The organism is Streptomyces sp. NPDC058335, from assembly GCF_042723915.1.
Lineage (GTDB): Bacteria > Actinomycetota > Actinomycetes > Streptomycetales > Streptomycetaceae > Streptomyces.
The window spans coordinates 194,963-220,547 of record NZ_JBHXHX010000005.1; the positions used below are offsets into that span (position 1 = coordinate 194,963).

General features: G+C 69.8%; 38 protein-coding genes. 37 read left to right on the forward strand and 1 reads right to left on the reverse strand.

The genetic code is table 11. From position 1 onward, the window contains the following. The first annotated feature begins 70 nt into the window (after nt 1-70). The 25 genes from ACFWJX_RS11175 (at nt 71) to ACFWJX_RS11295 (ending at nt 13,656) form a co-directional block, all read left to right on the forward strand. The gene (locus ACFWJX_RS11175) at nt 71-364 is read left to right on the forward strand and encodes a hypothetical protein (protein WP_383240161.1); all 294 of its coding nucleotides are present in this window, start codon (nt 71-73) and stop codon (nt 362-364) included. Further along, the gene (locus tag ACFWJX_RS11180; RefSeq protein WP_383240163.1) at nt 361-570 is read left to right on the forward strand and encodes a DUF6011 domain-containing protein; all 210 of its coding nucleotides are present in this window, start codon (nt 361-363) and stop codon (nt 568-570) included. The genes ACFWJX_RS11175 and ACFWJX_RS11180 overlap by 4 nt, the downstream gene beginning before the upstream one ends. Next, entirely contained in the window at nt 567-719 is a 153-nt protein-coding gene (locus ACFWJX_RS11185) for a hypothetical protein (protein WP_383240166.1), read from the forward strand. Before ACFWJX_RS11180 ends, ACFWJX_RS11185 begins: the two co-directional genes overlap by 4 nt. Continuing rightward, complete coding sequence (locus ACFWJX_RS11190) at nt 716-961, forward strand: hypothetical protein (RefSeq protein ID WP_383240168.1); 246 nt, start codon at nt 716-718, stop codon at nt 959-961. The genes ACFWJX_RS11185 and ACFWJX_RS11190 overlap by 4 nt, the downstream gene beginning before the upstream one ends. 2 nt (nt 962-963) lie before the next feature. Next, nucleotides 964-1,479 carry a single-stranded DNA-binding protein gene (gene ssb, locus ACFWJX_RS11195; protein WP_383240170.1) on the forward strand — a complete coding sequence of 172 codons (516 nt, stop codon included), beginning with the start codon at nt 964-966 and terminating at the stop codon, nt 1,477-1,479. After that, on the forward strand, nt 1,479-1,652 hold the full coding sequence (locus ACFWJX_RS11200) for a hypothetical protein (protein ID WP_383240173.1): 174 nt from the start codon (nt 1,479-1,481) through the stop codon (nt 1,650-1,652). Before ssb ends, ACFWJX_RS11200 begins: the two co-directional genes overlap by 1 nt. 57 nt (nt 1,653-1,709) lie before the next feature. Continuing rightward, nucleotides 1,710-2,270, forward strand: coding sequence for a hypothetical protein (locus tag ACFWJX_RS11205; RefSeq protein ID WP_383240175.1), 561 nt, complete (start codon nt 1,710-1,712; stop codon nt 2,268-2,270). 79 nt (nt 2,271-2,349) lie between these two features. Then, nucleotides 2,350-2,784 (forward strand): hypothetical protein, encoded by a 435-nt coding sequence (locus ACFWJX_RS11210; protein WP_383240177.1) that lies wholly within the window; start codon nt 2,350-2,352, stop codon nt 2,782-2,784. 2 nt (nt 2,785-2,786) lie between these two features. Further along, complete coding sequence (locus ACFWJX_RS11215) at nt 2,787-3,059, forward strand: hypothetical protein (RefSeq protein WP_383240179.1); 273 nt, start codon at nt 2,787-2,789, stop codon at nt 3,057-3,059. Nucleotides 3,060-3,152: 93 nt separating this feature from the next. Beyond that, entirely contained in the window at nt 3,153-3,842 is a 690-nt protein-coding gene (locus tag ACFWJX_RS11220) for a hypothetical protein (protein WP_383240181.1), read from the forward strand. 91 nt (nt 3,843-3,933) lie between these two features. Then, complete coding sequence (locus ACFWJX_RS11225; RefSeq protein WP_383240184.1) at nt 3,934-4,173, forward strand: hypothetical protein; 240 nt, start codon at nt 3,934-3,936, stop codon at nt 4,171-4,173. 232 nt (nt 4,174-4,405) lie between these two features. Further along, a complete protein-coding gene (locus ACFWJX_RS11230) occupies nt 4,406-5,230 on the forward strand; it encodes a hypothetical protein (RefSeq protein WP_383240187.1) in 825 nt (274 codons plus the stop codon). 11 nt (nt 5,231-5,241) lie between these two features. After that, nucleotides 5,242-5,394 (forward strand): hypothetical protein, encoded by a 153-nt coding sequence (locus ACFWJX_RS11235; protein ID WP_383240190.1) that lies wholly within the window; start codon nt 5,242-5,244, stop codon nt 5,392-5,394. A gap of 9 nt (nt 5,395-5,403) precedes the next feature. Beyond that, nucleotides 5,404-5,910 carry a hypothetical protein gene (locus ACFWJX_RS11240; RefSeq protein WP_383240193.1) on the forward strand — a complete coding sequence of 169 codons (507 nt, stop codon included), beginning with the start codon at nt 5,404-5,406 and terminating at the stop codon, nt 5,908-5,910. Between the two features lie 59 nt (nt 5,911-5,969). Beyond that, nucleotides 5,970-6,515 carry a hypothetical protein gene (locus tag ACFWJX_RS11245; protein WP_383240196.1) on the forward strand — a complete coding sequence of 182 codons (546 nt, stop codon included), beginning with the start codon at nt 5,970-5,972 and terminating at the stop codon, nt 6,513-6,515. Nucleotides 6,516-6,591: 76 nt separating this feature from the next. Then, complete coding sequence (locus ACFWJX_RS11250; protein WP_383240198.1) at nt 6,592-6,738, forward strand: hypothetical protein; 147 nt, start codon at nt 6,592-6,594, stop codon at nt 6,736-6,738. Beyond that, a complete protein-coding gene (locus ACFWJX_RS11255; protein WP_383240201.1) occupies nt 6,735-6,944 on the forward strand; it encodes a hypothetical protein in 210 nt (69 codons plus the stop codon). The genes ACFWJX_RS11250 and ACFWJX_RS11255 overlap by 4 nt, the downstream gene beginning before the upstream one ends. A 148-nt stretch (nt 6,945-7,092) precedes the next feature. Further along, nucleotides 7,093-7,467 (forward strand): hypothetical protein, encoded by a 375-nt coding sequence (locus tag ACFWJX_RS11260; protein WP_383240204.1) that lies wholly within the window; start codon nt 7,093-7,095, stop codon nt 7,465-7,467. Nucleotides 7,468-7,628: 161 nt separating this feature from the next. Further along, a complete protein-coding gene (locus tag ACFWJX_RS11265; protein WP_383240207.1) occupies nt 7,629-8,012 on the forward strand; it encodes a hypothetical protein in 384 nt (127 codons plus the stop codon). A gap of 166 nt (nt 8,013-8,178) precedes the next feature. Beyond that, the gene (locus ACFWJX_RS11270) at nt 8,179-8,571 is read left to right on the forward strand and encodes a hypothetical protein (protein ID WP_383240209.1); all 393 of its coding nucleotides are present in this window, start codon (nt 8,179-8,181) and stop codon (nt 8,569-8,571) included. A gap of 84 nt (nt 8,572-8,655) precedes the next feature. Then, nucleotides 8,656-8,883 (forward strand): hypothetical protein, encoded by a 228-nt coding sequence (locus ACFWJX_RS11275; RefSeq protein WP_383240211.1) that lies wholly within the window; start codon nt 8,656-8,658, stop codon nt 8,881-8,883. A 145-nt stretch (nt 8,884-9,028) separates the two neighbouring features. Then, a complete protein-coding gene (locus ACFWJX_RS11280) occupies nt 9,029-9,526 on the forward strand; it encodes a helix-turn-helix domain-containing protein (protein WP_383240214.1) in 498 nt (165 codons plus the stop codon). Continuing rightward, nucleotides 9,513-10,763: a PBSX family phage terminase large subunit gene (locus ACFWJX_RS11285; protein ID WP_383240217.1), complete on the forward strand. Its 1,251-nt coding sequence runs from the start codon at nt 9,513-9,515 to the stop codon at nt 10,761-10,763. Before ACFWJX_RS11280 ends, ACFWJX_RS11285 begins: the two co-directional genes overlap by 14 nt. A gap of 195 nt (nt 10,764-10,958) precedes the next feature. Beyond that, nucleotides 10,959-12,536 carry a phage portal protein gene (locus tag ACFWJX_RS11290; protein WP_383240220.1) on the forward strand — a complete coding sequence of 526 codons (1,578 nt, stop codon included), beginning with the start codon at nt 10,959-10,961 and terminating at the stop codon, nt 12,534-12,536. Then, a complete protein-coding gene (locus ACFWJX_RS11295; RefSeq protein WP_383240223.1) occupies nt 12,496-13,656 on the forward strand; it encodes a phage minor capsid protein in 1,161 nt (386 codons plus the stop codon). Before ACFWJX_RS11290 ends, ACFWJX_RS11295 begins: the two co-directional genes overlap by 41 nt. Here the strand turns inward: ACFWJX_RS11295 and ACFWJX_RS11300 are convergent, their stop codons facing one another. Next, a complete protein-coding gene (locus ACFWJX_RS11300; RefSeq protein ID WP_383240226.1) occupies nt 13,657-13,893 on the reverse strand; it encodes a hypothetical protein in 237 nt (78 codons plus the stop codon). Nucleotides 13,894-14,021: 128 nt separating this feature from the next. Here ACFWJX_RS11300 and ACFWJX_RS11305 point away from each other — a divergent pair, with 128 nt between their 5' ends. The 12 genes from ACFWJX_RS11305 (at nt 14,022) to ACFWJX_RS11360 (ending at nt 25,577) form a co-directional block, all read left to right on the forward strand. Then, on the forward strand, nt 14,022-14,744 hold the full coding sequence (locus tag ACFWJX_RS11305) for a hypothetical protein (protein WP_383240229.1): 723 nt from the start codon (nt 14,022-14,024) through the stop codon (nt 14,742-14,744). Nucleotides 14,745-14,795: 51 nt separating this feature from the next. Beyond that, nucleotides 14,796-15,740, forward strand: a complete 945-nt coding sequence (locus tag ACFWJX_RS11310) for a DUF5309 family protein (protein WP_383240231.1) — start codon at nt 14,796-14,798, stop codon at nt 15,738-15,740. Between the two features lie 11 nt (nt 15,741-15,751). After that, nucleotides 15,752-16,075 carry a hypothetical protein gene (locus tag ACFWJX_RS11315; RefSeq protein WP_383240233.1) on the forward strand — a complete coding sequence of 108 codons (324 nt, stop codon included), beginning with the start codon at nt 15,752-15,754 and terminating at the stop codon, nt 16,073-16,075. Further along, nucleotides 16,075-16,584 (forward strand): hypothetical protein, encoded by a 510-nt coding sequence (locus ACFWJX_RS11320; protein WP_383240236.1) that lies wholly within the window; start codon nt 16,075-16,077, stop codon nt 16,582-16,584. The genes ACFWJX_RS11315 and ACFWJX_RS11320 overlap by 1 nt, the downstream gene beginning before the upstream one ends. A gap of 10 nt (nt 16,585-16,594) precedes the next feature. Next, nucleotides 16,595-17,014, forward strand: a complete 420-nt coding sequence (locus ACFWJX_RS11325) for a hypothetical protein (protein ID WP_383240239.1) — start codon at nt 16,595-16,597, stop codon at nt 17,012-17,014. Further along, the gene (locus ACFWJX_RS11330) at nt 17,011-17,328 is read left to right on the forward strand and encodes a hypothetical protein (RefSeq protein ID WP_383240242.1); all 318 of its coding nucleotides are present in this window, start codon (nt 17,011-17,013) and stop codon (nt 17,326-17,328) included. The genes ACFWJX_RS11325 and ACFWJX_RS11330 overlap by 4 nt, the downstream gene beginning before the upstream one ends. Then, nucleotides 17,325-17,675, forward strand: coding sequence for a minor capsid protein (locus ACFWJX_RS11335; RefSeq protein WP_383240245.1), 351 nt, complete (start codon nt 17,325-17,327; stop codon nt 17,673-17,675). The genes ACFWJX_RS11330 and ACFWJX_RS11335 overlap by 4 nt, the downstream gene beginning before the upstream one ends. Next, the gene (locus ACFWJX_RS11340; protein WP_383240248.1) at nt 17,668-18,093 is read left to right on the forward strand and encodes a minor capsid protein; all 426 of its coding nucleotides are present in this window, start codon (nt 17,668-17,670) and stop codon (nt 18,091-18,093) included. The genes ACFWJX_RS11335 and ACFWJX_RS11340 overlap by 8 nt, the downstream gene beginning before the upstream one ends. A gap of 62 nt (nt 18,094-18,155) precedes the next feature. Further along, a complete protein-coding gene (locus ACFWJX_RS11345; RefSeq protein ID WP_383240251.1) occupies nt 18,156-18,605 on the forward strand; it encodes a phage tail tube protein in 450 nt (149 codons plus the stop codon). Further along, nucleotides 18,602-19,075 (forward strand): hypothetical protein, encoded by a 474-nt coding sequence (locus ACFWJX_RS11350; RefSeq protein ID WP_383240254.1) that lies wholly within the window; start codon nt 18,602-18,604, stop codon nt 19,073-19,075. The genes ACFWJX_RS11345 and ACFWJX_RS11350 overlap by 4 nt, the downstream gene beginning before the upstream one ends. 161 nt (nt 19,076-19,236) lie before the next feature. Then, nucleotides 19,237-21,852 carry a hypothetical protein gene (locus ACFWJX_RS11355; RefSeq protein WP_383240256.1) on the forward strand — a complete coding sequence of 872 codons (2,616 nt, stop codon included), beginning with the start codon at nt 19,237-19,239 and terminating at the stop codon, nt 21,850-21,852. Further along, nucleotides 21,849-25,577: a hypothetical protein gene (locus ACFWJX_RS11360; protein ID WP_383240258.1), complete on the forward strand. Its 3,729-nt coding sequence runs from the start codon at nt 21,849-21,851 to the stop codon at nt 25,575-25,577. Before ACFWJX_RS11355 ends, ACFWJX_RS11360 begins: the two co-directional genes overlap by 4 nt. Nucleotides 25,578-25,585: the final 8 nt, after the last annotated feature.

Here is a 25,585-nt window from a genome sequence, read left to right on the forward strand (position 1 = left end):
CCTGCACCCTCGCACCCAACGTCCACCAGGCGCGCGCTCTCGCTGCCTCCACTCCGACGACGACCGCGCCATGAGACGACTCACACCGTGCCGAGACTGCCGCCGCCCCGTCCTCTGGACCATCACCGAGGCCGGGAAGCGCCTCGCCGTCGACCCCGACCCCGACCCCGCCGGCAACACCGCGGTCTGGTGCGACGGAGCCACCGTGTGGCGTTCCCGCCGCCCGAGCGCGGACCTCCCGCTCTGCGGCTGGGAGCGGCTCCACAAGCCGCACGTCGCCACCTGCCCCACCCACACTCAGCAACTCGCCCTCCCCGACGGCGTGACCAGCCTCGCCGAACACCGCCGAAAGAGACGCCGATGAAGTGCCGCCACTGCCCCCGGACCCTCCGCACGAAGAAATCCAAGGCCCGCGGCTACGGCCCCATCTGTGGCCAGAAGCTCGGCCTGATCCCCAAGCCAACGCCCCGTCACGGCCGCGCGACGACACCCGTCACGCCCGTCACCCCGGCAAGCGTCCACCCCGAACAAACCGCCATCCCCATCCAGCCCGTTATCCCAGAGGAATGACCGTGCCGATCTACGACGGCCACCACACCGCCCCACGCAGCGCCGAGGAAGCCGCCCAGCGCCTCGCCGCTCTCGGCCACCACGTCCACTACGTCGCCAGCAACGAATCCCGCTGCATCAGCGGGATCTGCAAGGAGAACCGACCTTGACCGGACCCGAGCACTACCTCGAAGCCGAACGCCGACTGCTTATGGGGTGGGAGGACGACAGCTCGCCGGAGCGATCCGCGTACCTGGTCGCCGAGGCGCAGGTCCACGCAACGCTCGCCCTCGCCGCCGCTAGCGCCATGCACGCCACCGTCGATGGCACCGAACTCGGCCCCGGCGAGGACGAATTCCAAGCCTGGTACGACGCTGCCGGCGTCAGGCCCAACAACCAGAAGGAGAACTGACCTTGCTGCCCACCCTCACCGGCGTCGGCCGCCTCACCGCCGACCCCGAACTCCGCTTCACCCAGGCCGGAAAGGCCGTCGCCAACCTGGCCTTCGCCTTCAACTCCCGCCGACTGAACCAGCAGACCCAGCAGTGGGAGGACGGCGACGTCTTCTACATCCGCGGCACCGCCTGGGAACGCCTCGCCGAGAACGCCACCGAGACCCTCGCCAAGGGCATGGAGGTCATGGTCACCGGCGACATCCGGACCGAGTCCTGGGAGAAGGACGGCCAGAAGCACGAGCGGCCGGCCCTCATCATCCGCTCGATCGCCCCGAACCTCGCCTTCGCCGTCGCGCAGGTGTCGAAGGACGCCTCGAGCCAGCAGAACGGCCAGGGCGGCGGACAGCGCACCACCACCGGACGCCCTCAGCAGGGCCAGGGTCAGGCCCAGCGATCCAGCCCGACCAGCCCGCCGAAGGACGACCCGTGGGCCGTCGACAAGGCCAACGGCTACAGCGACGAACCCCCGTTCTGATGGCCCTCCTCGTCCGCCTCCCCGGCACCGACGAACTCTCCGAGATCATCGAAGCCCTCCTCACCGCAGCCGAGGCCAAGGAAGCACACGCGCCCGAACTCGCCCTCCGCTGGCGCTGGCTCGCCAACGACATCGGCGACGCCCTCGACCAGCTGCCACAACCCGCGCAGTAACCCACCACGGACAGGGGCCCCACGCAGGGACCCGCCCCGGACACACCGGAGCACCCCATGTCCATGCCATTCCGACGCCGCAAGAATCAGGACCCGGAACCGGTTCTCCCCGCAGTCACGCGCGGGAAGGACACTGACGCCGAGACCACCGAGCGCCTGGCCGCCGACCTCCAGACCGCCCTGGCCGATGCTGCGCGCTGGAAGCGTCACGCCGACTCCTACGCCCGTGAGGCAGGGGAAGCCAAGGCCGCCCTGGCCCGGGTGCGCTTGGTCAAGAGGTCCCCGAGCAGGTCGCCGTACAACGCCTTCGCGAACGCCCAGGACGACGGCTGGGACCAGGCGCTGGACGCCGTGCACGCCGCGCTCGAAGCACCGGAGAGGTGCACTCCGAGGACTGCCGGCCCCGACCACCCCGTGCACGAGCTGATCGCCTCGCTTAGGAGCAGCGAGCCGCATCCGATGCCCACGCACCTGGTCCGCCGCTACTACGCGGCCATCCACAGCGACTGCTGCCCGCGCGACCACCGGGAGCTGCGTCCGGGCTACACGGCCGCAGCCAACCGCGCTGCTCTCGGCAGCCCAGTGACGGGCGTCATGACGGAAGCCACATCGGCGTGATCGTCGTCGCCTTCGTCGTCCTGGTCGTCACCGTCGCCCACATCGCCCTCGGCCACGCCCACGAACCCCGGAGGAAGCAGTGACCCAGTTTGCCCGCGGCTTCAAGCTGCACCTGCGCGGCGGCCAGGTCCTGGACGGTGTCGAGTTCCCCTCCGGGCGCGCGCTCGTCGTCGACGACCCCGAGGGCGGCCTGGTCTCCGCCGCCATCTCGGTGGAGGAGCTGCTGAAGGGCTACCACCGCGCCCGCATCGAATGGCCGGCCGAGGAGGCCGAGGACCAGCCGCCCGCCCCGCCCACGAACGAAGGCGCCGACCTGGAGCAGACCGCCCGCCTGTTCGCCGCGCTCCACTCGTCCGCCGAGCAGGACGTCACCCGCGTCATCGCCCTCTACGAGCGATGGGTGCAGGCCGGAGCGCCGCCGCTCGGCACGTCCATGTCCCGCTGGTGGGACGCCCGGCTGGTCGAGCTGCACAACGCGATCCTCCCGCCCTCTGACCAGCCCGAGGAGCAGTGACCATGCACGAGCGCCCCGCCGAGCCCCTCCGCGTACCCGAGCTGACCGACGAGCAGCGCGAGCAGCTCCTCAACAACGTCGCCGAACTGCACGCCGCAATCACCAAGTTCGCCCAGGCGCTCATCCCGCAACTCCAGGCCGCCGCGCAGGCGTTCGTCGACTTTGGCCGCCAACTCCAGGACGCCGGGCTCATCGACGCTGATGGCAAACCCATCGCCCGCCCGGACCGGCCCGCCTGGGCCAGCCCGTACGGCCCCCCGCCTCGGCGCCGCTGAACATGCGGAAGGGGCGCGCTTCACGTCTCCCCAGACCAGCGCGCCCCAGGCAGTGATCACCGTACCGCCCCACCCAGACACAGGAGCAGCGCCGTGACCGCAGCCGACGACCTCGACACCATCACCGAACGCTGGACCACCCTCCAGGAGGCCGCCGGGCAGCGCCCCACCACCACCTGGCCCCCCGCCATGGGCATCACCCGCCTCATGTCCGACGAGGAGCGCCAGGAGCAAGCCGCCGAACGCGCCGACACCAACCCCGACGCCCCCGGCCCGCGCCCCGCACCCGTCAACGTCGACGTCCTGGACGTCATGACGACCATCGAGACGGGCGTCGTGACGGCCGCGGACTGGCTCGCCGAACGCGTCCAGCGGCCGGCCTTCCGCGCACCGACCGGCCAGGGCTGGAGCGACGACGTCCACCGGGCCGCTGTCCTCCTCGCCACGCAGGACGCAGCCGACCCGCGCCGCTGGAGATTCACCGGACAGCGCAGCGCCCCCGACGCGGCCGAGTGGCTCGCGTGCCGGGTGCGCGACATGGGCGGCCCGTTCCGGAAGCTGGACGAGGGCGAGCGCCAGGCCGTCGCCGAAGTCGCCGCGGCCGGAGCCGAGCTGATCCGGCGCACCCTCGGTGACGCCCGTCGACGCGAGGCGCTTCCGCACCCGTGCCCGATGCCGTGCGGCGGCCAGCTGGTAGTCGAAGGGGGCGACGGAGCCCCGCCGATCGTGCTGTGCGAAGACTGCGGCCGCACCTGGACCGAGACGGTCACGGGCGCAGCGTGACGCCCTTCGACGACGCCCTCGACGGCGCGGACGACGGGGCGTCGCCATGCGCCCCTCGTACGCCCCCACCCAACAACGCGAGGATTCCCCCATGACGTACATCGAGATCCCAGTCCACGGCGCCCTCAGCTACGGCCCCAGCGAGGAGAACGCACAGGCCGTGTCGTGCCCCACCTGCCACGCGACCCACGCCCACACCGTCCGCGGCGACCTGACAGACACGGACATCCCCGTAACCCTCACCTGCGTCAACGGCCACAACGTACCCATCCCCGCCGGGAGCATCGATCCGCGCGAGCTGCTGTTCACCGTCGCCATGCGCGCCGAATAGACGGCGACGGGGCATAGCCGTACGTCGGTCGTCCCAGTCGCCAGATGTTCGGGGGTCCGTGACGCCCGTCAGGCCGCCCCGTCGTTGGACCCCGTAGCACGACCCGTGCCCCGCGCGGTACCGTCTGGACCGGCAGATGCCCCCCGTAGGGCGTCACCTCCAACTGAGCGAGCCCCGGCACGGAGACTGGAACTCTCCCACCAGGGCTCTGACCACAGGAGAGTGACCTCCTATGGCTGAGCTGCACCTTAGTGCGCCCACGCCCACGTACGACACCCCCACCCCACGCTGGGTGTCCCTCCTCACCGACGTTGGCCGGCCTGTTGTGGCCGCCTGGGTCATGATCATGTGCGCCCCCGGTGAACACCACCTCGGCAAGCTCGCAGGCTGGAACGACACCCTCGCCTGGGGCATGGCCGGCGTCCTCGCCGCCTACGCAGGCATCGCGGCCGCCGTCGCCTCGAAGCGACCCAAGGGCGCGCCCGGCAAGTTCTCCGCCGTGGCCGGCGCCTGGCTGTCCCTCGCCGCCGCCATGTCCGCCCAGCCCGTCAGCCACCTGTTCGTCACCGGCCACTGGACCGCTGACCCGCGGCCGCCGGTCTGGCTCGTCGTCACGGTCTCCTGCATCCCGCCGCTGGTGCTCGGTCACCTGCTGCACCTGGCAGCCACCCCGGTGCGCGCCCGTACGACGCGCGTCACCGCTCCCGCCGAGCCCAAGACGGATCCCGCCACGCCAACACCGCCCGCAGTCGACGCCCCACCCACCATCGTGTGGGCGCAGGCCGTCCCCCAGGGCGCGCGCTTCCTGCCGATCGTGACCCGCACCGCGGCCGCCACGAAGCCGATCGAGTACAGCGACCCCCGATGCGCCGCCATCCGCCCGCTGTACGAGACCGGCCTGCGCCCAGGCACCAAGGCCATGCGGGCCGCGATCATCGCCGCCGGGCTCGACGACTGCTCAGACGGCATGATCCGCGGCCAGCTCCGTGCAGAAGTCGAACTGCACGAGCCGCACCTCGCTGCCCTGCCGCCGGCCCCCGTCGCCATCGGCGCGTAGCCACCGCTGCCATGACCGCCGTCTTCGGCGTGCTCTGTGCTGCGTGCGCGCTCATCGCGCTCGCCGGTCTCGCCCTCGTGGCTCCCCGCAGCATCCCCCCGATCACCGGGACCTGCGCCCTCATCGTCACCCTCGCGGCGCTCGCCGTCGCCATCCGCCACTGAGGAACTCTCGTGCCGTACATGGCCATCAACCTGGGCGGCGTCGCCCTGGGCGTCGCCACCGTCCTCGTCTTCCTCCTGCGCTGGTGGCTCAAGGAGAAACACCGCTGGGCCGCCCTCGTCCCGTTCGTCCTCGCCCACCTGTACGGCATGCTCGCCGCCCTCGCCGCCCTCGGCTCCGTGTCCCTCCTCGGCGCCGGCACATGGGTCACCCTGTGGGCCGCCAACGTCGCCGGATACGCCTCCCTCGTCTGGGGCGTAGGCGGAACCGCCCCCGACGTCACCCGCGCGAACCAGTTGGTGCTCACCCCCGGCGGCTACGTGATCGTGCTGCTCCTCACGGCTGTGATGATCGCTCTCTGGAAGTGGGCGCCGAGCGTCTCGAACGGCAAGCTCGCCGCAGGCTCCTTCTCCGGGGTGGCCGTGGCCCTGTCCGGGAACGTCGCTGGCGTCGCCGCCATCCCGCTTGGCACGTCCGTGAATGTGCTGGGTGCCTGGTTCACGGCGGCATTCGGATGAGCGAGTCCACAGAGGCCGCCGAGCCTGAGTCGCCCGAGACGCTGGGGGAGTCGGGCGGAATGAGCGATCGCGCAGCGCGTGCGATCCTCGCCGCCGTCGCCCTGATGGCGTCCTGGGGCCTCGTCGCCGCGTTCCCCGAGATCGCCTACGTCATCGTCGGCATTCTCGGCACCTGCCTCTGGCAGCGCGTCGTCACCTGGCTCGGCCGGCGGCGCAGCACCGAGGCTGGAGCGGACGTTGCGCCCGCGGCCGACGAGAAGCACGAGACCGTGCCGGAGGCGCTGCACCGGCTCGCCGGACCGCACGTCTTTCTCGCTGACTTCGCCACCGCGCGCGGTCTGTCGAAGGAGGCGGCCCGCGCGGTCCTGGAGGCCCTGGACATCCGTGTGCGCCGTGCTGTCCGTAACGGTGACGACACGGGTGTGGGCGTACACCGGGACGACATTCCGCCCCTCCCCCGACCCCCTTCCGCGACCCCTGCTGAGGGCGTTGACCAGGGACAACCAACCAACCAACCGGGTGTGCGGATCGAGCGCACCGAGGGCGGGCTGATCATCTACGACCTCGCCGACACCCATCGCCACCACACGGTCGGCGACCACTGACCCCGGGGCGGCCGTCCGCCTGGCAGCTAGCCGGCCGCCCCGGTTCCCATCCCACCAAGGAGACAGGAGCGCCATCATGGCACTCGGCTGGAAGAAGTCGCCCGCACCGGACGATCCCCGGTTGGCCGGCCACGAGACCACCTACCAGGCGTCGCGCGGCGGCTGGCTCAAGACCACGACGAAGCCCGTCCCGGGCGCGACGAAGAAGGACAAGAAGGCATGAGCGAGCGAGTGAACGCGACGGTACTGCTGCTGTTCGGGGACCAGGCCGAGATTACGACTCCGCACCGGGATGCCTCGGACCCGGAGCGGGTGCCGGTGGCGCGCCTGGTGAAGGAGACGGGCATCGCGCGCGAGGAGCTGGCCGGCGCTGAGCTGGTGGCGGTGATCGGTGACGACGGTGAGCTGAAGCGGTTCGAGCGCGCCTGAGTCTGGGGGGCGGTCTGTGGGCCGTCCCCTTTCACCGCCCCAGGACGTTGCAATTCTAGAAGTTAATGCTGTATTCTTAGATGCGTCAGGACGGGGGGTGAGAGCCCCGCCCGGACGCCAGTTGATAACTCCAGAGAGGACAGTCGAAATGGCTGAACACGCCGACGAGGTCATGCGGGCACTCGCCCACTCGATCTCGGTCACGTACTCGCTGCTGGTCGACGTCTGCGAGGCACTCCCCGTGCCGATCACACTGCCGACCGACCGTCACATCCCCGCAGTCAACGCGGTCCCCGCGATCCAGCGGGCGGCCGAACTGGCCAAGGATCAGCCGATGGGCGAGACGCAGGAGGCGCAGTTGTTCACCGGCTGCATTCACCTCCTGGCGGCCATCGACCTCTACGCGCTGTGCGCAACGAGGTACATGGAAACCAGGGCTGAAGGTGTCGGTGCGAACCTGCTGTACAGCGACCAGGCACTCAAGAACCTGATGGTCTGGCTCCTGGTCAACCGGACCGACTAGTCCAGCACGGGCCCCCCGGCAGCCAGCCGGGGGGCCCTCCTGCTCTCTCCAACCTGACGTTGCAATTCTAGATGTCAGTGCTGTAAGATTAGACATGTCAGGCCGGGGGGTGAGAGCCCCGAACCCGACAGCCAGTTGAAAATTCCAGAGAGGAGAACGTCGTGGCAGACCACGACAGGGACCGATTCCTGGCCCTCATGGAGGGCATCATCGGAGCCTGGGCCTACATGCAGGGACTCTTCGAAGACCTGCCCCTCCCCGTCACCCTCCCCGCCTTCGAGGCACGGGACGACGAGGACGGCCCGGCAACGGCGCTCCTGGCCCTCAACCGGGTGCGCCAGCTCATCCAGGACGAACCCATCCCGGACCGCGACAAGCGGGCCTACGAGCACATGGTGCTCGACTGGTTCGCCGCCTACGAGATGCTCGTCCTGACGAAGATGGCAGGACCGGCCCCCTGGCGACTCGACGTCGTTGAGTTCGCCGTCAACCGATTCGTCACCTGGGTCGAACTGATCGAGGAGGACGAGCCGGACGAGTCGTAAGACTCTCGCCCGCCCCCGGCAGCCAGCCTGGGGGCGGGCCCCCTCTCCTCCCGGAACCCCTGGCCCCAGCACGCAAACGGGGCCGGCGCGATCCCCCAGCAACGCCAGGGGGTGAGAGAGCGCCGGCCCCACCAGTTGAAAACTCCGCAAAGGAGAGTTCTCCACCATGGTAGAACGGCCCGGCATCATCGCCCCCGAGATCGCAGAGACGTACGGCGTGAGCCTCCACACCGTGACCAAGAGCTGGTCCCAGCGTTCCGAGTGGCCCGCCCCGGTCGGCAAGCGCGGCCGGTACAAGGAGTACGACCGCCAGGCCGTGGCCGACTTCGTGCGCGACCACATCGAGCGCCAGGCCGTCGACCTCGAGCCCCGCCGCCTGTACACCGCGCAGGAGCTGGAGGAAGCAGGTATCGGCATCAAGGCCGGGACCATCCGCGCCGACCTCGCGCGCGAGCGCTGGCCCGAGCCCGACGACACGGCGCACGGCGTGAACCGCTGGTACGGGCAGACCGTCATGACGGCCATGACGGGTCGTCGCGGCTACCGACGGCCAAGCTGATCAGTCACAGAACTGTCACAGCGCCCACACTTCCCTCACGTCACTGGGACTCTGGCTCTCCTGGCAAGCACCCAAGGGGGACGTATGCCCACGATCAAGACGCGGCGCAAAATGGGATGGATCCTGATCACCTTCCACTGGTTCATGATCCTCATGACCGTCGGCCTGTGGACCCCGGTCTACCTGTCCGCACGGCGCCGGCGCGTCACCGTTACGCAGGTCCCCGCCGGTTACGCGGGCCCGATCCCGGGCCAGCCCTACGCGCCGCAGCCGTACGGGCACCAGCCGCACGGCCAGTACCCGCCCAGGTAGCCAACCACCGGGCACACCACGGACGTGGTTGCATTCCCGGCGATCATGTCGCATCCTGAGGCCAAGTCCGGCGTGCCCGGACACAAATACTTCACCGAAGGCCCGCCACCGCGCGGGCCTTCGTCATGTCCAGGGGGTGACCGCCATGGGCAAGGCCCGACCGGTCACCGACGAGGACCGCCGGCGCGTCCGCGAACTCCACGCCGAGGGCAAAGGCCGCAACGCCATCGCCCGCGAACTGAAGCGCTCCGGCCGCACCATCAGCGCCATCGCCGAGGACCTCGGCATCAGCTTCGACCGGGCCGCCGAGGTCCGCGCCGCCACCGAGGTCCGCCAGGCCGACCTCGCCGAGCGCCGCACCGCCTTCGCCACCCGCCTCCAGGACGTCGCCGAACGCGAGCTGGCGAAGATGAGCCAGCCGCACCTGTACTGGGACTGGGGAGGCAAGGAGCATGATTTCGACACGTACGAGGCCTCCGAACCGACGCCCGCCGACAAACGGGCCCTCATGGCCACCGTCGCGACCGCCGTCGACCGGTCCCTGAGGCTCGTACCGCCGAAGGACGAGGACAACAAGGGCGAGGTCGGCTCTCTGCTGACCAACCTGTTCGACAAGCTGCGAGAACGCCATGGGGACGGCTGAGCCGACCCTCTCGGAGAAGCAAGAGATCTCAATCGCGCGCTCCACGGCGTGGCTGAACGTCTGGGAGGGGTCGGTCCGCAGCGGCAAGACCATCGCCAGCTTGCTGCGCTGGTTGATGTACGTGGAGAACGCGCCTGCGGGCGGCGAGCTGGTCATCGTCGGCAAGACCTTCGACACCGTGGCGCGCAACGTCTTCGGGCCGCTCACCGACCCGTCGCTGTTCGGCGACGCTGCGAAGCTGATCAAGTACACGCGTGGGGCGTCAGTCGCCTGGATCCTCGGCAAGCAGATCGAGATCATCACCGCCAACGACGCCAAGGCCGAAGCCCGCCTCCGAGGGCTCACCGGGGCCGGCGCATACGTCGACGAGATGACGCTGCTGCCGAAGGAGTTCTTCAAGCGGCTCATCGACCGTATGAGCGTCCCCGGCGCGCTGATCTTTGGCACGACCAACCCGGACAACCCGGGCCACTGGCTGCGCAAGGACTGGCTCAACCGGGCCGCCGAACTCGGCATCCGCTCCTGGCACTTCACCCTGGACGACAACCCGGCACTCTCGCCGGACTACGTCGCCCGCATGAAGCAGGCCTTCACCGGCCTCTGGTACCGGCGCTACATCCTCGGCCACTGGGTCATGTCCGAGGGTGCGATCTACGAGGCCTTCGACGCCACCCGACACGTCGTCGACGAGATCCCGACGATCACCCGCTGGCTGTGCGACGCGATCGACTACGGCACCGTCAACCCTTTCGCCGACCTCCTCATCGGCCTCGGCGCAGACCAACGGATCTACGTCACGTCCGAATACCGGCACGACTCCCGGACCGCCCGTCGGCAGATGACCGATGCCGAGTACTCCGCCGGCCGCCGCCAATGGCTGGCCGGGCAGGGCGTACGGCCGGACTTCACCGTCGTCGACCCGTCCGCCGCCTCGTTCATCGAGCAGCTGCACCGCGATAACACCCCGGGCGTCGTCCCGGCGGAGAACAGCGTCCTGGACGGCATCCGCACCGTCGCCTCCCTGCTCGCCGCGGACCGGCTCCGCATCCACCGCTCCTGCGTCGGCCTGATCGACGAACTGCCCGGCTACAGCTGGGACGACGAGGCGGCAGAGAAGGGCGAGGACAAGCCGATCAAGCAGGACGACCACTCCTGTGACGCGCTCCGGTACGGAGTGCGTACGACCGAGGCCCTGTGGCGGCCGCACATCCCGATGCTCCTGGAGGTGGCCGCCTAATGGCCGTGCAGCTCGCCAAGGTACGCCTGGCTCCAGCCGGTTGCGGGACCGTGGAACTTGATGGCCAGCGCATCCCCGGCGTGCGGTCAGTGACCGTACGCACCGAGCCCGGCTGCCTTCCCACCCTTGTCCTGGAGATCATCGCCCGCGAGGTCGACCTGACCCAGGGACCGCTCGCCGACGAGGAGGTGACCGATGCCGCTCCCTGACCGCGACATCGCGTGGCCGCCCACCGACCCCACCGTCCAGACCGCACTCGCCGACTGGGACGCCTGGTACTCCTCCGACCCCGACCGGCTCGGCGACCGCTACCTCAACCGCGGCATCCGCGAACTCCCCGAGAACCGCCCCGCGCAGTACCGCGGTGGCGTCGTCGGCACCGTGGCCCGCTGGTTCTGGGGCCAGCCCACCGAGCCAGGCCAGAAGCGCGAGCAGCTCCACATCCCGCTCGCCGGGGACATCGCCCGCACTAGCTCCATGCTGCTGTTCTCCGAGCCCCCGACCCTGACCGGAACCAGCGAAGCCACGAAGAAGCGGCTGGAGAAGCTGTCGCAGCAGCTCCATCCCACGCTCCTCGAGGGCGGCGAGGTATGCGCAGCCCTGGGCGGCGCATACCTACGGCTCGTCTGGGACGAGGAGATCTCCGACCGGCCGTGGCTCACGGCAGTCCCGGCGGACCAGGCCGTACCCGACTTCGCGCACGGCAGGCTGCGCGCGGCAACCTTCTGGCGCGTGGTGGAGGTCGACGGGAACACGGTGTGGAGGCACCTGGAACGCCACGAGCGGGGCCGGATCCTCCACGCCCTGTACGTCGGCACACCGGGCATGCTCGGCCGGCGCATGGCACTCCAGGACCACCCGGAGACTGAGCCGATCGCCCGTGAGATCACGTCCGAGGACTGGATCGACACGGGGGCACCCAAGCACCTGACCACCTCCTACGCGCCCAACGTCCGCCCCGCACGGGCCTGGAGGAACATCCCGGCCGCCGACTACTGGGGGCAGTCCGACTTCCAGGGCATCGAACCGCTCATGGACGCCCTGGACGAGACGTGGTCCAGCTGGATGCGGGACATCATCAACGGCAAGGGCCGCATCATCGTCCCGAACTCCATGCTGGACTCCCTCGGCCCCGGCCAGGGCGCCGCCTGGAACGAGGAGCGCCGGGTCTACTCCGGGCTGAACATGCTCCAGCGGCCCGGCGATCCGAACCCGCTGGAGGTCGTCCAGTTCGAGATTCGCGTGCAGCAGCACCTGGACACCTGCTCCGCACTCGTCGCCGAGGCCGCCCGGCAGGCCGGCTACTCCGCATCGACGTTCGGCGAGCACGGCGAGGGCCAGGCGGTGACCGCCACGGAGATCAAGGCCCGCGAACGCAGGTCGCTGATCACCCGGGCGCGTAAGGCGTTGTACTGGCAGCCCGCGATCGCCGACGCGCTCGCCGCGCAGTTGGCGGTGGAGGCCGGTCCGCGGTTCGGCGTGCGGGACCTGGACCTTGAGCCGCCGAAGGTGGAGTTCCAGGACTCCATCAGCGAGGGCCTGGGCGAGCTGGCGACCACCGCCGAGCTGCTCAGCCGTGCCGAGGCAGCGTCCCGCGAGACGCTCGTACGTCTGGTCCACCCGGACTGGGACGACAAGCAGGTCACGACCGAGGTCGACAAGATCCTGGCCGAGTCCGGCCGCATGGTCTCCGACCCGACCGAGACCGGCGCCGAGGGCGAGGGGGTGCCGAATGCCGGTTTCCCCAGCAATGGCGGAGGACCTGGCCGCTGAGGTAGCCCACCTCTACCAGGACGCCGAGGCCGCGCTCCTGGAGCACCTCGCCAAGGCCCTGGAGGCGGACATCCAGTCCCCCCGCTGGGCAGAGCTGAAGCTCGCCGCCCTGGGCAACCTCCGCACCGCCGTGGAGACCGTCGCCGATGCGCTCCAGCAAGACACCGACGGCAAGGTGCGCGAGGCCCTGATCGAGGCGTACAACCGCGGCCGCCAGGCCGCCGTCGCCGAACTCGGAGCGCTCGACATCGGCCGGGAGCTGGTGGCCCGCCGCACGCTGCCGAACGCTCCGGCCGTCGACCGGCTGGCCGCGTCGATGGCGCAGGACACGCGGCCGGTGTACGCGCGGATCACGCGCGCGGTCGTGGACGTGTACCGGCGGGTGGTCGCGGGCCCGGCTGGGAACGTCCTCCTCGGTGCGGCTACCCGCAGGCAGGCGTCCCAGAGGGCGCTCAACGCCTTCGCGCAGCGCGGGATCACGGGCTTCGTGGACCGGGCTGGCCGCTCGTGGGACATGGCGTCGTACGCCGAGATGGCCGTCCGCAGCGTGACGGCGCGCGCGGCTGTAGAGGGCCACGTCGATGCGCTCGCCGAGATCGGCATCGGGCTCGTGATGGTGTCCGACGCGCCTCTGGAGTGCCCTCTGTGCGCACGGTGGGAGGGCGAGGTCCTCACCCTGGCCGGGCCGTCCGGACCCCAGACGGTACTCGCCGAGCATGTGGCCCCGCCCGAGCAGCCGCGCCGCGGCCTGCTGCGCCGCCGCCCCGAGACGCCCCCAGTTGTCGTCCACGTGGCTGGCAGCCTGATCGAAGCGCGTGCGGCTGGGCTGTTCCACCCGAACTGTCGACACTCGCTGTCGGCGTACCTCCCGGGCGTCTCTACGCGGCCGCCGCACCACGCGACCCCGGGAACCACATACGAGGACACCCAGCGGCAGCGGGAGATCGAGCGGCACATCCGCCGCTGGAAGCGCGAGCACGCCGTCGCGATGGACGATGCCGCTCGCCGTCGTGCTGGGGCCTACGTCCGCAAGTGGCAGGCAGCTGCGCGCGAGCACGTGGCCGCTCACCCGGACTTGCGCCGGAAGCCCCAGCGCGAACAGATCCGCTCCGCCCGATGACTACCGGCGGCCCTTCAACGCCCGGTTGGACATCTCGTAGGTGTCCGCCTGGAACCAGGGGCTGTCCGGATCCGGGCTGTGCTGCTCGCTGGGCGCAGAGGTGTTGAGGATGGCGTACGCCTCGGCGAGTGCCCTGGCCTCCTCTCCTCGCCCTGCCGTGGCCGCCTTGGTGACCGCTTCGAGGAGGGCGGTCCTTGCTTCGTCTGCGAGTTGGGGCTCGCTGTTCTGAGTGCTCATGAGCAGAAGGTAAGGGCATTTGCCCGGCACGTTCCCCCTGCTCCCCTTCGCCCCAGGTCACGGGGCCTCTCACGCTTCCCGGCATCCGCCGCACGGCGACCGCCGGACATCCCGCACGGGAGAACACCATGCAGCACCCTTTCAAGCACCCGCTGGCAACCCACGCAGCGGGCACCGTCCTTGGCCAGCGCCGCAACGGCTCGCCGATCTACGCCATCGCGGGTGGCAACGGCGAGGGCGAAGGCGGATCCGGTGGAACCCCGCCGGCCGTACCGCCCGCCGGTAACCCGCCCGCTCCGGCCACCCCGCCCGCGACACCTCCGGCCACTCCTCCGGCCCCGCCTGCCCTGGGCGACGAGGGCACGGACTGGAAGGCCGAGGCCCGCAAGTGGGAGGACCGGGCCAAGGCCAACAAGCAGGCGCAGGACGAACTCGCCACGCTCAAGGCCTCGCAGATGACCGAGCAGGAGAAGGCCGTAGCCGAGGCGGAGAAGAAGGGCCGCACGGCCGCCGCCGCCGATTACGGACTCAAGCTCGCGGGTGCGGAGTTCCGCGCCGCGGTCGCTGCGGCCGGCATCGACCTGGGGGACGCGGCCGAGTACATCGACATCTCCCGGTTCGTCGCCGAGGACGGCGAGGTGAACGTCGCGGCCATCAAGAGCGCGGTCACTAAGTTCTCCAAGCTCGCCCCCGCCAAGGGCCCCGGCCGCTCCGGCGGCGACCTCGGAGGCGGCTCCGGCCACCAGGCGCCCACGCTCGATCAGCAGATCGCGCAGGCCAAGGCCGACGGCAACTGGCGCCTCGCCATGCAGCTGGAGAACTCCAAGCTGCCCGGCCTCGCACAGCAGTAGACCCGGGCCGGCCATCGCCGCGCCCCGAACACACGTGAAGGAGAGTGGCCCATGGCCGGCATCACCGGACTCGGCACCACCTACAACCTGCCGAACTACACCGGCATCCTGTACCAACTCACCCCGTCGGACACCCCGTTCTTCTCCGCCATCGGCGGCCTGACGGGCGGCGGCCAGACGAACTCGATCGAGTTCGAGTGGGAGACCTACGACCTGCGCGCGGCTGGCCAGAACACGGCGCTGGAGGGCGCCGACGCCCCGAGCCCGCAGAACCGCGTGCGGGCGAGCGTCGACAACATCGTGCAGATCCACCACGAGACCGTCGCCGTGTCCTACACCAAGCTGGCCGCGGTACAGGCGAAGTCGGGCATCAACAACGCCCAGACCAACCCGGTCACCAATGAGGCGGACTGGCAGATCGAGCAGATGCTCAAGCAGATGGTCCGCGACATCGAGTACAGCTTCCTGCGCGGTACCTACAACAAGCCCGCGGACAACACGGTGGCGAGGAAGACCCGCGGCCTCCTGGAGGCCATCACGACCAACGTGGTAGCCGCGGCCGCGGCGCCGCTGACGGAGGACATGGTCCTGGACCTCCTCCAGTCGGTGTGGGACAACGGCGGCATTCACGAGTCCGAGACCGCCACCTTGATCTGCGGCAGCACCCAGAAGCGCGCCGTGACCAAGATCTTCATCACGGACAAGGGCTACGAGGAGTCCTCCCGCACGGTCGGCGGCGTCCACGTCCAGACGATCGAGAGCGACTTCGGCCGGCTGAACATCATGCTGGACCGGCACATGCCGAACGACGCGATCGCCGTGTCGTCGCTGGAGCAGTGCATGCCCGTCTACCAGGAGATCCCCGGCAAGGGCCACTTCTTCGCCGAGCCGCTCGCACGTACGGGCGCGACGGACCGCACTCAGCTGTACGGCGAGGTCGGCCTCATGTACGGCAACGAGCGCACCCACGGCAAGATCACCGGCCTCGCGGTCTGAGGGGACAACTGATGGCGCACGAATTCCGCACCACCAGGTACCCGCAGCTCCAGGTCCACAGCCCGGCGGGCAAGGCCCGCTTCGTCGACGGAGCGTTCAGCACGGACGACGAGGACCTGGCCGTGGCCCTGCGGGCGCTGCCGGACTCGTACGGCGTGACGGCCGTCGACGCCCCCGACGAGGGGGACCAGGAACCGGTCAAGCCTCCGGTCCGTTCCGCGTCCAAGGCCGACTGGAAGGCCTACGCGGTCACCCAGGGCATGGACGAGGACGAGGCGGACAAGGCCACCCGCGACGAGCTGGCCGCGAAGTACGCGGACGGAAGTGGTGACTGATGGCCCTCACACGAACGCGGCTGGAGGTCCGCCTCAACGCCACCCAGACCAAGCCCGACGACCTGTCCATCCCCCAGGACACGATCGAGTACCTCAAGGCGCTCACCTTCGCCGACGGGGCCGGCGCGGGCGCGGCCAACCTGATCTTCCACGATCAGCGCGTCCTCGCCGCGTCCGGGACGGAGAACCTGGACCTGGCCGGAGTCCTCTCCGACAAGTTCGGCCAGGCCCTCACCTTCGCCCGCGTGAAGGCCGTGATCGTCGTCGCTGCGGCGGCGAACACGAACAACGTCCAGGTGGCCCAGCCCGCCGCCAACGGCGTGCCGGGGATCTTCCTGGCGGCGGGCGACGGGATCTCCGTGCAGCCGGGCGGAGCGTTCGTGTGGGTGGCTCCGAGCGCTGCGGGCGCCGTGGTCACCCCGGCCACGGGCGACCTCCTCACAGTGACCAACAGCGCGGCCGGCACGTCGGTGACGTACGACGTGCTGATCCTCGGCGCAGCGACGTAAGGGGTGCCCGGTGGCCAGGATCTACGCCACGTCCGCGCAGTACCAGGCGTACACCGGGCAGACCCCGCCCCAGGACATCGACGTGCAGCTGGCGAAGGCGTCGCGGATGCTGGAGGCGGCCGTCTTCCGCCTGTGCTGGTACGAGGTGGACGGCGACGGCTACCCCTCGAACAGCATCGTGCGGCAGGCCTTCGCCGACGCCGTGTGTGCGCAGGCCGCCTGGTGGGATGAGCTGGGCGACTCCACCGGCGCGTCCACGGCTGGGTGGGGCAGCGTCAAGCTCGGGTCGGCGTCCATGTCACGGCCGGAGGGCAGCACTTCGGGGGCGGCTTCGGCGGCCCGCGAGGTCGCCCCTGAGGTTGGCGACGTCTTCGGCTCCGCCGACCTGACACCGGAGATTTTCCGGCTGGGGGCGGTGGTGACCTGGTGAAGCTGCCCGGCGTGTGGCTGCGCCACACCGTGAGCGTGGAGGAGTACGAGGGGGAGAGCGCCGCCGGACCGGTGTACGCCAACCCCGTCACGGTGCGGTGCTTCCTCGAGGAGAAGACACGGCTCGTGCGCGCGTCGGACGGCCGCGAGGTCACCTCCGCCGCAACGTTCTACTGCCGCCTGGACGCGCTCGCCGCCCCGCCGGAGTCCCGCGTCACTCTGCCCGGGGGCCGACAGACCACCGTCATCGCCCAGCTGCGGCGCGACGGCGGCGGCCTGCCGCTCCCGGACCATCTGGAGGTGCAGCTCCTATGACGCAGTACACGCGGTTCAGCTTCGACGGCCGCCGCCAGTGGACCTCGCGCGGCCGGCGCCTCGCGAGCGAAGGGCTGCGCCGCGGCCTGGAGCACGTCCTGGCGGAGTCCCGGAAGATCGTGCCGCTGGACGAGGGCACCCTGGAGCGATCCGGACGGGTCGACGTCGACGGCCTGGAGGGCGCGGTCTCCTACGACACGATCTATGCCCGGATCCAGCATGAGCGGCTGGACTTCAAGCACCTGCCGGGCCGCATGGCGAAGTACCTGGAAATCCCGATGAACCGGGAGCGCCAGGTCGTGCTGCGGATGATGGCGGTGCCGCTGCGGAGGTGGCTGCGTGGCTGACCTCTTGGACGGCCTCGCTCGCCACCTCCAGGACAAGGGCCTGGTGACCTACCGGCCGGCCTCGCCGGACGGTGACCTGTTCCTGGAGACCATGCCGCCCGCCCCGGACGAGGCCGTGGCCCTGACCATCTACGACGACGGCCGCGAGCCGGACTCCAAGCTCGGCTACGACGAGCCGTATGTCCAGGTCCGCGTGCGCGGCACGAAGGACCCGCGGATCTCCCGGCAGCGTTGCAAGGCGATCCGCGACGAGCTGCACGGCCTGGGCGAGACCACGCTGCCGGACGGGACCGATCTGATCCTGTCCGTGGCCCTCCAGAACGCGCCGGCAGCACTCGGTATCGACGAGCTGGGTCGGCACGAGCACGTGGCCAACTTCCGCATGGAGATCCGCTCCATCACGACGCACCGCGTCTGACCACCACTTCCCCAGGCCCGTAGCCCGGTTGGCTACGGGCCTTCGTCATGCCCGGAGGAGCAATGGCACAGCAGAAGTACAACGCCCGCGACGTCGACTTCCAGATCGAGGACTTTCTGTCGCCCGGCACATGGATCACGATCGAGGAGATCAACACCTTCTCCAAGAGCCACGAGGAGGAGACCGCCGACACCACGGTGTTCACCTCCCAGGGCCAGGCCGAGTCGCAGAAGATGCAGATCGCCAAGTCGATGACGATCGAGGGCTTCCGCAAGCGCGACAACGTCACCGGCGCCATCGCCCCGGGCCAGGCCAAGGTGGAGGCCCTGAGCGAGCGTCTCGGGGAGGAATCCCTCGGCCGGTTCCGGTTCTCCCACAAGAACGACACCACGTGGAGCGTGTGGACGGCGCACGTCAACCTGGGTGACCAGGGCGGCGGTAACAACGACAAGGTCGGCTGGGCGGCGACATTCACCCGCTCCGGCGCCGAGACCACGGTGGCGAAGCCGTGACCGCCCGCAAGGCCGCCGCCGCGACGCAGTCCTGGGACGAGTTCTGGGCGCAGGCCTCCGGCGGCCGCAGAGAGGTCATCCGAGGTGTCGAGGTCACCGTGCCCACCGATATCCCGCTGGCCATGGAAGCGCGCATCAACGACCTCCAGGAGTCCGAGTCGGAGGAGGACTTCGCCGAGCTGATCACGCTCCTCTTCGGCATCGACGCCCTCAAGAGCTGGCGTGAGAACGGCATGGGCCTGCTGGAGCTCCAGACCGTCCTGGCCTGGGGCATCGCGCAGGCCAACGGTAAGGAACTCACCTTCGCCGAGGCCTTCGAACTGGTGAAGCAGCAGGACGACGCGGGAAAAGCGCCGAACCGCGCCGCGAGGAGAGCCGCCTCGAAGTCGCCGTCAAAGAGCACTGGTGGGCGATCGAAGCCGACTTCCAGCGCGAGTACCGCCTCGGCCCGCACGAGATCGCGCGGCTGACCCGGCGCCGCTTCTACGTCCTGCTCATCGGCCTGAGCCCGGAGTCGATGTTCCGCCGCGTGGCGGGCGACGAGATCTCCATCATCGACGACCCCGAGCAGGTCCGTTCCGCCCTGCACTCCTGATCCACCACAACTCAACAGCGGACGGGGGCGAGTCACGTGGCCCTGTCCATCGGCGAGCTGGTCGGCTTCATCCACGCCGACGACTCCGGCATGCACCAGGGCCTCTCGGACGCCGAGCTGGCCATGCGCGGCTTCCAGCGCGATGTCGAAGGCCGCCTGCGCACCCTGGACGGACGCTTCGCCACGACCAGCCAGCTCATGGCGGCCGGCCTCGTCCAGGGCACCAACGAGAGCCGCCGGTTCGGCCTCTCGCTGAGCGGAATCGGGGGCGCGGCCGGGGGCCTCCCAGGCGTCATCGGCTCCCTCGGTGGCATCGTCGCCAAGCTGGGCGCCGCGGTGCCTCTCGCCGCGGCCCTGGCCACGACCGTGGCGAACATCGCCCCGGCGGCCGGCCTCGCGGCCACGGGCATCGTCGCGATCCAACTGGCCACGTACGCCCTGAAGATCGGCATGAGTGGAGTCGGCGACGCCGTCTCCGCCGCGCTGGATCCCGAGAAGGCCGAAGAGTTCGAGAAGGCCCTCGCCAAGCTGTCCCCCAACGCGCGCGCCTTCGCCCTTCAGGTGAAGTCGATGTCGAAGGAGTTCAACGCCCTCAAGAAGGACGTCCAGGACAGGCTTTTCCAGGGCCTGGACGGGGTCCTTCGAGGGATGGGTCAGCACACCCTTCCTGTGCTGCGAAACGGCCTGACCAACTCTGCCGGCGCCATGAACCTGATGGCGAAGAACGTCGGCAACGCAGCCATCGGCCTGTCGAAGTCCGGCACCCTCGGCAAGGCCATCAGCGGGGCCAACAGCGGCCTGTACAACCTCTCCCGCGTCCCCGGGCAGATCGTCGTCGCGCTGACCCAGGTCGCAGCGGCCGCCGCCCCGAGCTTCAGCCGGCTCACAGCGGCCGCGGGCGGTGCGCTGGACGGCCTCTCGCAGAAGATCTCGGACGCCTTCCACTCGGGGGCGATGGAAAAGGCGATCGAGGCCGCGATCGCCCTGATCGGCGACCTGGTGGAGATCGCCGGGAACGTCGGCTCGATCATCGGCTCGATCTTCTCGGCGGCTCAGACCTCCGGCGGGGGCTTCATCGGCACCCTGAAGGAGATCACCGGGGCACTCGCGACCGCGTTCGCCTCCCCGGCCGTACAGAGCGGGCTGAAGGCCCTCTTCTCCACCATGGCGCTGCTGGCGCAGACCGTGGCGCCGCTGCTCGGCCAGGCCCTCGCCGTGATCGGACCGGTGCTCACGGCCCTGGGGCCGCCGGTCCAGATTCTGATCGAGGCGCTGGGCGAAGCGCTGGGGCCGGTCATCGAGGCACTGGGGCCCGTTCTGGTGGAGGCCGCGAAAGCGGTCGGTGCCCTGATCACCGCGCTGGCGCCGCTCCTGCCGGTGATCGGTGAGCTGATCGCTGGCCTGCTGCCGCCTCTCATGCCGATCCTGACCAGCCTGACCGACATTTTCATCGCGCTCTCCCCGGTGATCAGCCAGATCGCGAGCGGGCTCGGCAGCACGCTCAAGCCGATCCTGGCCGGCCTCGGCACGGTCCTGAAGCAGCTGGTGACCCAGGGCGCAAAGATGTTCATGCTGGCGCTCCAGCAGCTGCTGCCCGTCCTGCCGCAGCTGATCCAGCTCGGCGTGCAGCTCGGCAAGTCGCTCGGGGAGATCCTGACGGCGATCGCCCCGCTGCTGCCGCAGATCATGATGCTGGGCACGCAGCTGCTGATCAGTCTGCTGCCCGCGATCGTGCCGCTGCTGCCCCCGCTGATCAAACTCACCGAGCTGCTGCTGCGGCTGGCCACGGGCGTGATCACGGCCGTGGTCGTGCCCGTGCTAAGCGGGCTGATTTCGTTCCTGGCGGGTCTCCAGAAGGGCTTCCAGCCTGCGATCCAGGCAGTGACCTGGCTGGTCAACAAGATCGTCGGCCTGTTCACGTGGCTCTACGACGTGCTCGTCGGCCACTCGATCGTGCCCGACATGATCAATGCAATCGTCCGGTGGTTCGTCGGTTTGCCCGGCCGGGCGGTATCGGCCCTGTCCAGCCTGGGCAGCCGGATCGCCTCCGTAGCAACCGGCGCCCTGAAATCGATGGGCAACGCGATCAGCAAGGGCCTGGCCTCCGCCGTGTCCACGATCAAGGCCCTTCCCGGGCGCGCCCGGTCAGCGCTCGGCAACCTCAGCGGCTACCTGTGGAACGCGGGATCGTCCCTGATCAGCGGCTTCATCAACGGCATCAAGTCGAAGATCGGGAGCGTGCGCGACGCGGCCTCCTCGGTCGTGAGCGCGGCCCGCGACTTCTTCCCATTCTCACCGGCGAAGAAGGGCCCGTTCTCCGGCAGCGGATACACGACGTACTCCGGCCGGGCCCTGATCGCCGACTTCCGGGGCGGCATCCTCGACGGCATCCCGAGCCTGCGCAGCACGCTGAACGGTCTGCCCGGGGTGGGGCAACCCGACCTGGCGGCAAACGGCCTGCCGTCCTTCGCCGCCGGCGGCGTGGGCAGCCTCCCGGCCGGCGGGATGACTGCGCTCCCGGAGCAGCGGGTCAAGGTCGAACTCCAGGTCGCCGGGCCCGAGGAGATGACCCGTCTGATCCGCGGCATCGTCGACCAAAAGGGCGGCGGCGATGTCCAGCTCGCGTTCGGCAAAGGCAGGAGGAGCCCGTGAACATCGACCTTCGAGGCGAGTTCCTGATCGACGGCACGTGGGTGGACGCCACCGGCAACATGCTCACCCGCCAGTCGTTGACCCACACGCGCGGGCGCCCGGACCTGGGCGCCCGCGTGGACCCGTCGATCTGCCGCCCCCTCATCAACAACACCGACGGCCGGTTCAGCCCGGACAACCCGATGGGCGAGTACTACGAGCGGTTCGGGCTCAACACCCCGTTCCGAGTCTCGGTGGCGGGCAGCACCACCCACATGGCCACCACGGGCACCACCGACCGTGCAGAGACGCCGGACGACGCGTCGCTGGACATCAGCGGCGACATCGACATCCGCCTGGACGCCTACCTCACCGACTGGCACGCGTCCGACGAGACGGAACTCGCCGGCAAGTTCACCGGCGCTCCCGGTGGCAGAAGCTGGATCCTGTTCCTCTTCCAGAGCAAGCTCTGGTTCTACTGGAGCCCCGACGGCGACAACAACGTCACGAGCAGCTCGGCGCCCCTGTCCATCCCGCCCAGCGGCCGCATGACCATCCGGGTCACCCTTGATGCCGACAACGGGGCCGGTGGCAACACCGTCACCTTCTACACCGCGTCGTCGACCGCAGGGCCGTGGACACAGCTCGGCAGTCCTGTCGTGCATTCGGGCACCACGTCAATCTTCAACACGACACAGCCCCTCCAGCTGGGCGCGGTCGGCGCGGTGACCTTCGCCAACCCTGTGGGCCGCTTCTACCGGTTCGAGCTGCGCAATGGCATCAACGGCCCACTGGCGGCCGCGCCGGACTTCACCGCCCAGGCACCGGGAGCGACGTCTTTCGTCGACAGCGCCGGACGCACCTGGAGCATGAGCGGGAACGCCCACCTGACCAACCGGCGAAGCCGCCTCACTCACGAGCTGGCCGCCTACCCCACCGAATGGCATCCCTCCGGCGCGCACGCATGGGTGGACGCCACAACTGCGGGCGTCCTTCGCCGAATGCGGCGCGGCAACAAGGCCCTGTCCTCCACCCTCCGCCGGCGCATCCCGACCGCCGGACCGCTCGCCTACTGGCCGCTCGAGGACGGCCCAGGCGCCACCCAGTTCTACAGCCCCATCGCGGGCGTACGACCGATGGCGACCTCGGGCATGGACCTGGCCGCCGACGACTCACTGGCCGGCTCCAGCGCGCTCCCCGCCGTGCGCGGCGGATCCACCATCTCCGGGAGCGTCCCGGTACCGCCCAGCGCCTCAACTGCCTGGCACACCGAGTTCATCTTCAACCTCCCCAACAGCGGCCCGACAATCCCCCGCACGGTCATGCAGTGGACATCCTCCGGAACCGTCAGAACCTGGCGGCTGATGCTGAAGACGAACGCAGCCGAGATCTACGGGTATGACGCGGACGGCGACGAGGTCGTCTCCGAGATCCTCAGCCTGGTCAACTTCGGCGTCTTCAACACGTGGACCCGCTGGCAGCTCTGGGCCTCCCAGGACGGCCCGAACGTCGACTGGGCCGTCAAGTGGGTGCCCATCGGCGGTGTCGGCGGCGTGTGGAGCGACACCTACGCCGGCAGCGTGGGCCGCATCACCGGAGTGCTGGGAGTCAACGGCGGATACTCCGCCGACCTCGAAGGCATGCGCCTAGGCCACATCGCTGTCTTCCCCACGGCGAACGTCGGGATCTACAACTTCGCCGACCTCGGATTCTCCGGCGACACGGCCGGCGAACGGATGCTGCGCCTGGCCGACGAGGAGGGCCTGCCCCTCACCGTGTGCGGGACGGTGTCCGAGCAGACCCTCCTCGGATCGCAGCGTCCGATGGGCGTGCTGGATCTACTGGAGGAGGCCGCGGACGCGGACGGCGGAATCCTGTACGAGGACCGCGACCAGGCCGCCCTGCGGTACCGAGGGCGGGCCACCATGTACAACCAGGTCCCCGCGCTCACCCTCGACTACAACGGGCCGGGACTGGCCCCGCCACTGAAGCCGACGGGCGACGACGAGGCCACCCAGAACGACGTCACGGTGAACCGCATCGGCGGCTCCAGCGCACGAGCGGTCCTCGAAGAAGGGCCGCTGTCGGTCCAGGCCCCGCCCAACGGGGTCGGTATCGGCTACGACACCGCGGACGACCTCAGCCTCTACCGCGACGAGCAGACGGAGCCCATCGCCTGGTGGCGCCTGCACCTGGGCACCTACAAGGGGCGCCGCTACCCGCAGGTCCGGGTCATGGTCCACAAGGCGTCCACGCTGATGGAGCAGATCCTCAACGTGGACGTCGGCGACAAGATCGTCATCAAAAATCCGCCGATCTGGGTGGCCCCGGGCGACATCGAGCTGATCGTCCAGGGCTACGAGGAGACGTTCTCCAGCAACTTCGAGTGGGACATCGTCTTCAACTGCTCGCCGGGCCAGCCGTGGAACGTGGCCGGCGTCCCCTACTACGAGGACTTCGAGGACAGCACCTACGTGGTGCCGCTCAGCTTCGGCGGCAACCTTCCCTGGTCCCGGTCGCAGCTGCACTTCAACACGGGCACCTGGTCGCTGCGCAGCGGGGCGATCACCCACAACCAGACCAGCGACGCCATCATGCAGATCCCGCCGGGCCAGACCGAGATGCGGTTCTGGTATTGGACGTCTACCGAGGCCTCAGGACCTGGCTTCGAAGGCGACAGGCTCGTGGTCCTGGTGGACGGCGTGCAGGTCCTGCGCGCGCAGGGCACCACGCCGTGGACCCAGGCCATCGTCGACGTCACCGGCAAGACGCAGGTGATCTTCCGGTACGTGAAGGACAACAGCGCGTCAGCGGGCGAGGACGCCGTCTACATCGACGACGTCTCCTTCACCGGGCGGGCGCCCGCCCGGGTGGACACCGACGGCTCGGTCCTCCTGGCCGCCGCGACGGCCACGGACACCCAACTGCTGGTGGCCACGCCCGGCGCGCAGCCGTGGACAACATCCCCCGTGTGGTTGCCGCTCGACCTGAAGGTCGGCGGGGAAGAGGTGCGCGCCACGGCGATCGCCAGCTGGGCCCTGGACGCCTTCGGCCGCACGGTCTCGGGCGGCTGGGGCACCGCCGACACGGGCCAGGTGTGGGGCGTGATCGGCGGCACGCTGGCCACCGACTATGCGGTGGGATCTGGGTACGGCTCGCACGTCCTCACCACGGTGAACGCCTCCCGGCGGAGCTTCATCGACTTCACCTGGCCGGACGTCGACGTAGCCGTGAACCTGACGACGTCGGCGGCCGCCACGGGTGGATCGCTGTACGGCGGGCCGGTCGCACGGTATGTCGACGCCGACAACCTCTACATGGCGCGAGTGGAGATCACGACCGGCAACGCGGTCCTTCTGGACGTCAGGAAGCGGTCCGCCGCGGTGGAGACATCGCTGCGCACCTACGTGTCGCCTATCACCCATGTGCCCGGCACTTTCCTCCGCTGCCGCCTCCAGGTGGCGGGCAGCACCATCCGCGCGAAGGTGTGGCCGGCGGCCGCGCCGGAACCACGGGCCTGGCACGTCGTCGTAACGGACACGTCGGTCACGACCAGCGCCTTCGTAGGCTGCCGGTCCATCAGTGCGCCAGGGAACACCAACGTGAACCCCGCCGTCAGGTACGACCAGTTCGAGGTCCTCAGCCCGCAGCGTCACACCGTGATCCGCTCGCGCAACGGCGTCACCAAGCCGCTGGCCGCGGGCACGGCCATCTCCCTCGCCCGACCCGCGGCCGTGCCGCTGTAGAAAGGAGG

What these genes read in the sequence shown, in the direction of transcription:
- ACFWJX_RS11175 (WP_383240161.1), top strand. Translation starts at nt 71, where the DNA reads ATGAGACGACTCACACCGTGCCGAGACTGCCGCCGCCCCGTCCTCTGG.
- ACFWJX_RS11180 (WP_383240163.1), top strand. Translation starts at nt 361, where the DNA reads ATGAAGTGCCGCCACTGCCCCCGGACCCTCCGCACGAAGAAATCCAAG.
- ACFWJX_RS11185 (WP_383240166.1), top strand. Translation starts at nt 567, where the DNA reads ATGACCGTGCCGATCTACGACGGCCACCACACCGCCCCACGCAGCGCC.
- ACFWJX_RS11200 (WP_383240173.1), top strand. Translation starts at nt 1,479, where the DNA reads ATGGCCCTCCTCGTCCGCCTCCCCGGCACCGACGAACTCTCCGAGATC.
- ACFWJX_RS11205 (WP_383240175.1), top strand. Translation starts at nt 1,710, where the DNA reads ATGTCCATGCCATTCCGACGCCGCAAGAATCAGGACCCGGAACCGGTT.
- ACFWJX_RS11215 (WP_383240179.1), top strand. Translation starts at nt 2,787, where the DNA reads ATGCACGAGCGCCCCGCCGAGCCCCTCCGCGTACCCGAGCTGACCGAC.
- ACFWJX_RS11225 (WP_383240184.1), top strand. Translation starts at nt 3,934, where the DNA reads ATGACGTACATCGAGATCCCAGTCCACGGCGCCCTCAGCTACGGCCCC.
- ACFWJX_RS11230 (WP_383240187.1), top strand. Translation starts at nt 4,406, where the DNA reads ATGGCTGAGCTGCACCTTAGTGCGCCCACGCCCACGTACGACACCCCC.
- ACFWJX_RS11235 (WP_383240190.1), top strand. Translation starts at nt 5,242, where the DNA reads ATGACCGCCGTCTTCGGCGTGCTCTGTGCTGCGTGCGCGCTCATCGCG.
- ACFWJX_RS11245 (WP_383240196.1), top strand. Translation starts at nt 5,970, where the DNA reads ATGAGCGATCGCGCAGCGCGTGCGATCCTCGCCGCCGTCGCCCTGATG.
- ACFWJX_RS11250 (WP_383240198.1), top strand. Translation starts at nt 6,592, where the DNA reads ATGGCACTCGGCTGGAAGAAGTCGCCCGCACCGGACGATCCCCGGTTG.
- ACFWJX_RS11255 (WP_383240201.1), top strand. Translation starts at nt 6,735, where the DNA reads ATGAGCGAGCGAGTGAACGCGACGGTACTGCTGCTGTTCGGGGACCAG.
- ACFWJX_RS11260 (WP_383240204.1), top strand. Translation starts at nt 7,093, where the DNA reads ATGGCTGAACACGCCGACGAGGTCATGCGGGCACTCGCCCACTCGATC.
- ACFWJX_RS11270 (WP_383240209.1), top strand. Translation starts at nt 8,179, where the DNA reads ATGGTAGAACGGCCCGGCATCATCGCCCCCGAGATCGCAGAGACGTAC.
- ACFWJX_RS11275 (WP_383240211.1), top strand. Translation starts at nt 8,656, where the DNA reads ATGCCCACGATCAAGACGCGGCGCAAAATGGGATGGATCCTGATCACC.
- ACFWJX_RS11280 (WP_383240214.1), top strand. Translation starts at nt 9,029, where the DNA reads ATGGGCAAGGCCCGACCGGTCACCGACGAGGACCGCCGGCGCGTCCGC.
- ACFWJX_RS11285 (WP_383240217.1), top strand. Translation starts at nt 9,513, where the DNA reads ATGGGGACGGCTGAGCCGACCCTCTCGGAGAAGCAAGAGATCTCAATC.
- ACFWJX_RS11290 (WP_383240220.1), top strand. Translation starts at nt 10,959, where the DNA reads ATGCCGCTCCCTGACCGCGACATCGCGTGGCCGCCCACCGACCCCACC.
- ACFWJX_RS11295 (WP_383240223.1), top strand. Translation starts at nt 12,496, where the DNA reads ATGCCGGTTTCCCCAGCAATGGCGGAGGACCTGGCCGCTGAGGTAGCC.
- ACFWJX_RS11300 (WP_383240226.1), bottom strand. Translation starts at nt 13,893, where the DNA reads ATGAGCACTCAGAACAGCGAGCCCCAACTCGCAGACGAAGCAAGGACC.
- ACFWJX_RS11305 (WP_383240229.1), top strand. Translation starts at nt 14,022, where the DNA reads ATGCAGCACCCTTTCAAGCACCCGCTGGCAACCCACGCAGCGGGCACC.
- ACFWJX_RS11310 (WP_383240231.1), top strand. Translation starts at nt 14,796, where the DNA reads ATGGCCGGCATCACCGGACTCGGCACCACCTACAACCTGCCGAACTAC.
- ACFWJX_RS11315 (WP_383240233.1), top strand. Translation starts at nt 15,752, where the DNA reads ATGGCGCACGAATTCCGCACCACCAGGTACCCGCAGCTCCAGGTCCAC.
- ACFWJX_RS11320 (WP_383240236.1), top strand. Translation starts at nt 16,075, where the DNA reads ATGGCCCTCACACGAACGCGGCTGGAGGTCCGCCTCAACGCCACCCAG.
- ACFWJX_RS11335 (WP_383240245.1), top strand. Translation starts at nt 17,325, where the DNA reads ATGACGCAGTACACGCGGTTCAGCTTCGACGGCCGCCGCCAGTGGACC.
- ACFWJX_RS11345 (WP_383240251.1), top strand. Translation starts at nt 18,156, where the DNA reads ATGGCACAGCAGAAGTACAACGCCCGCGACGTCGACTTCCAGATCGAG.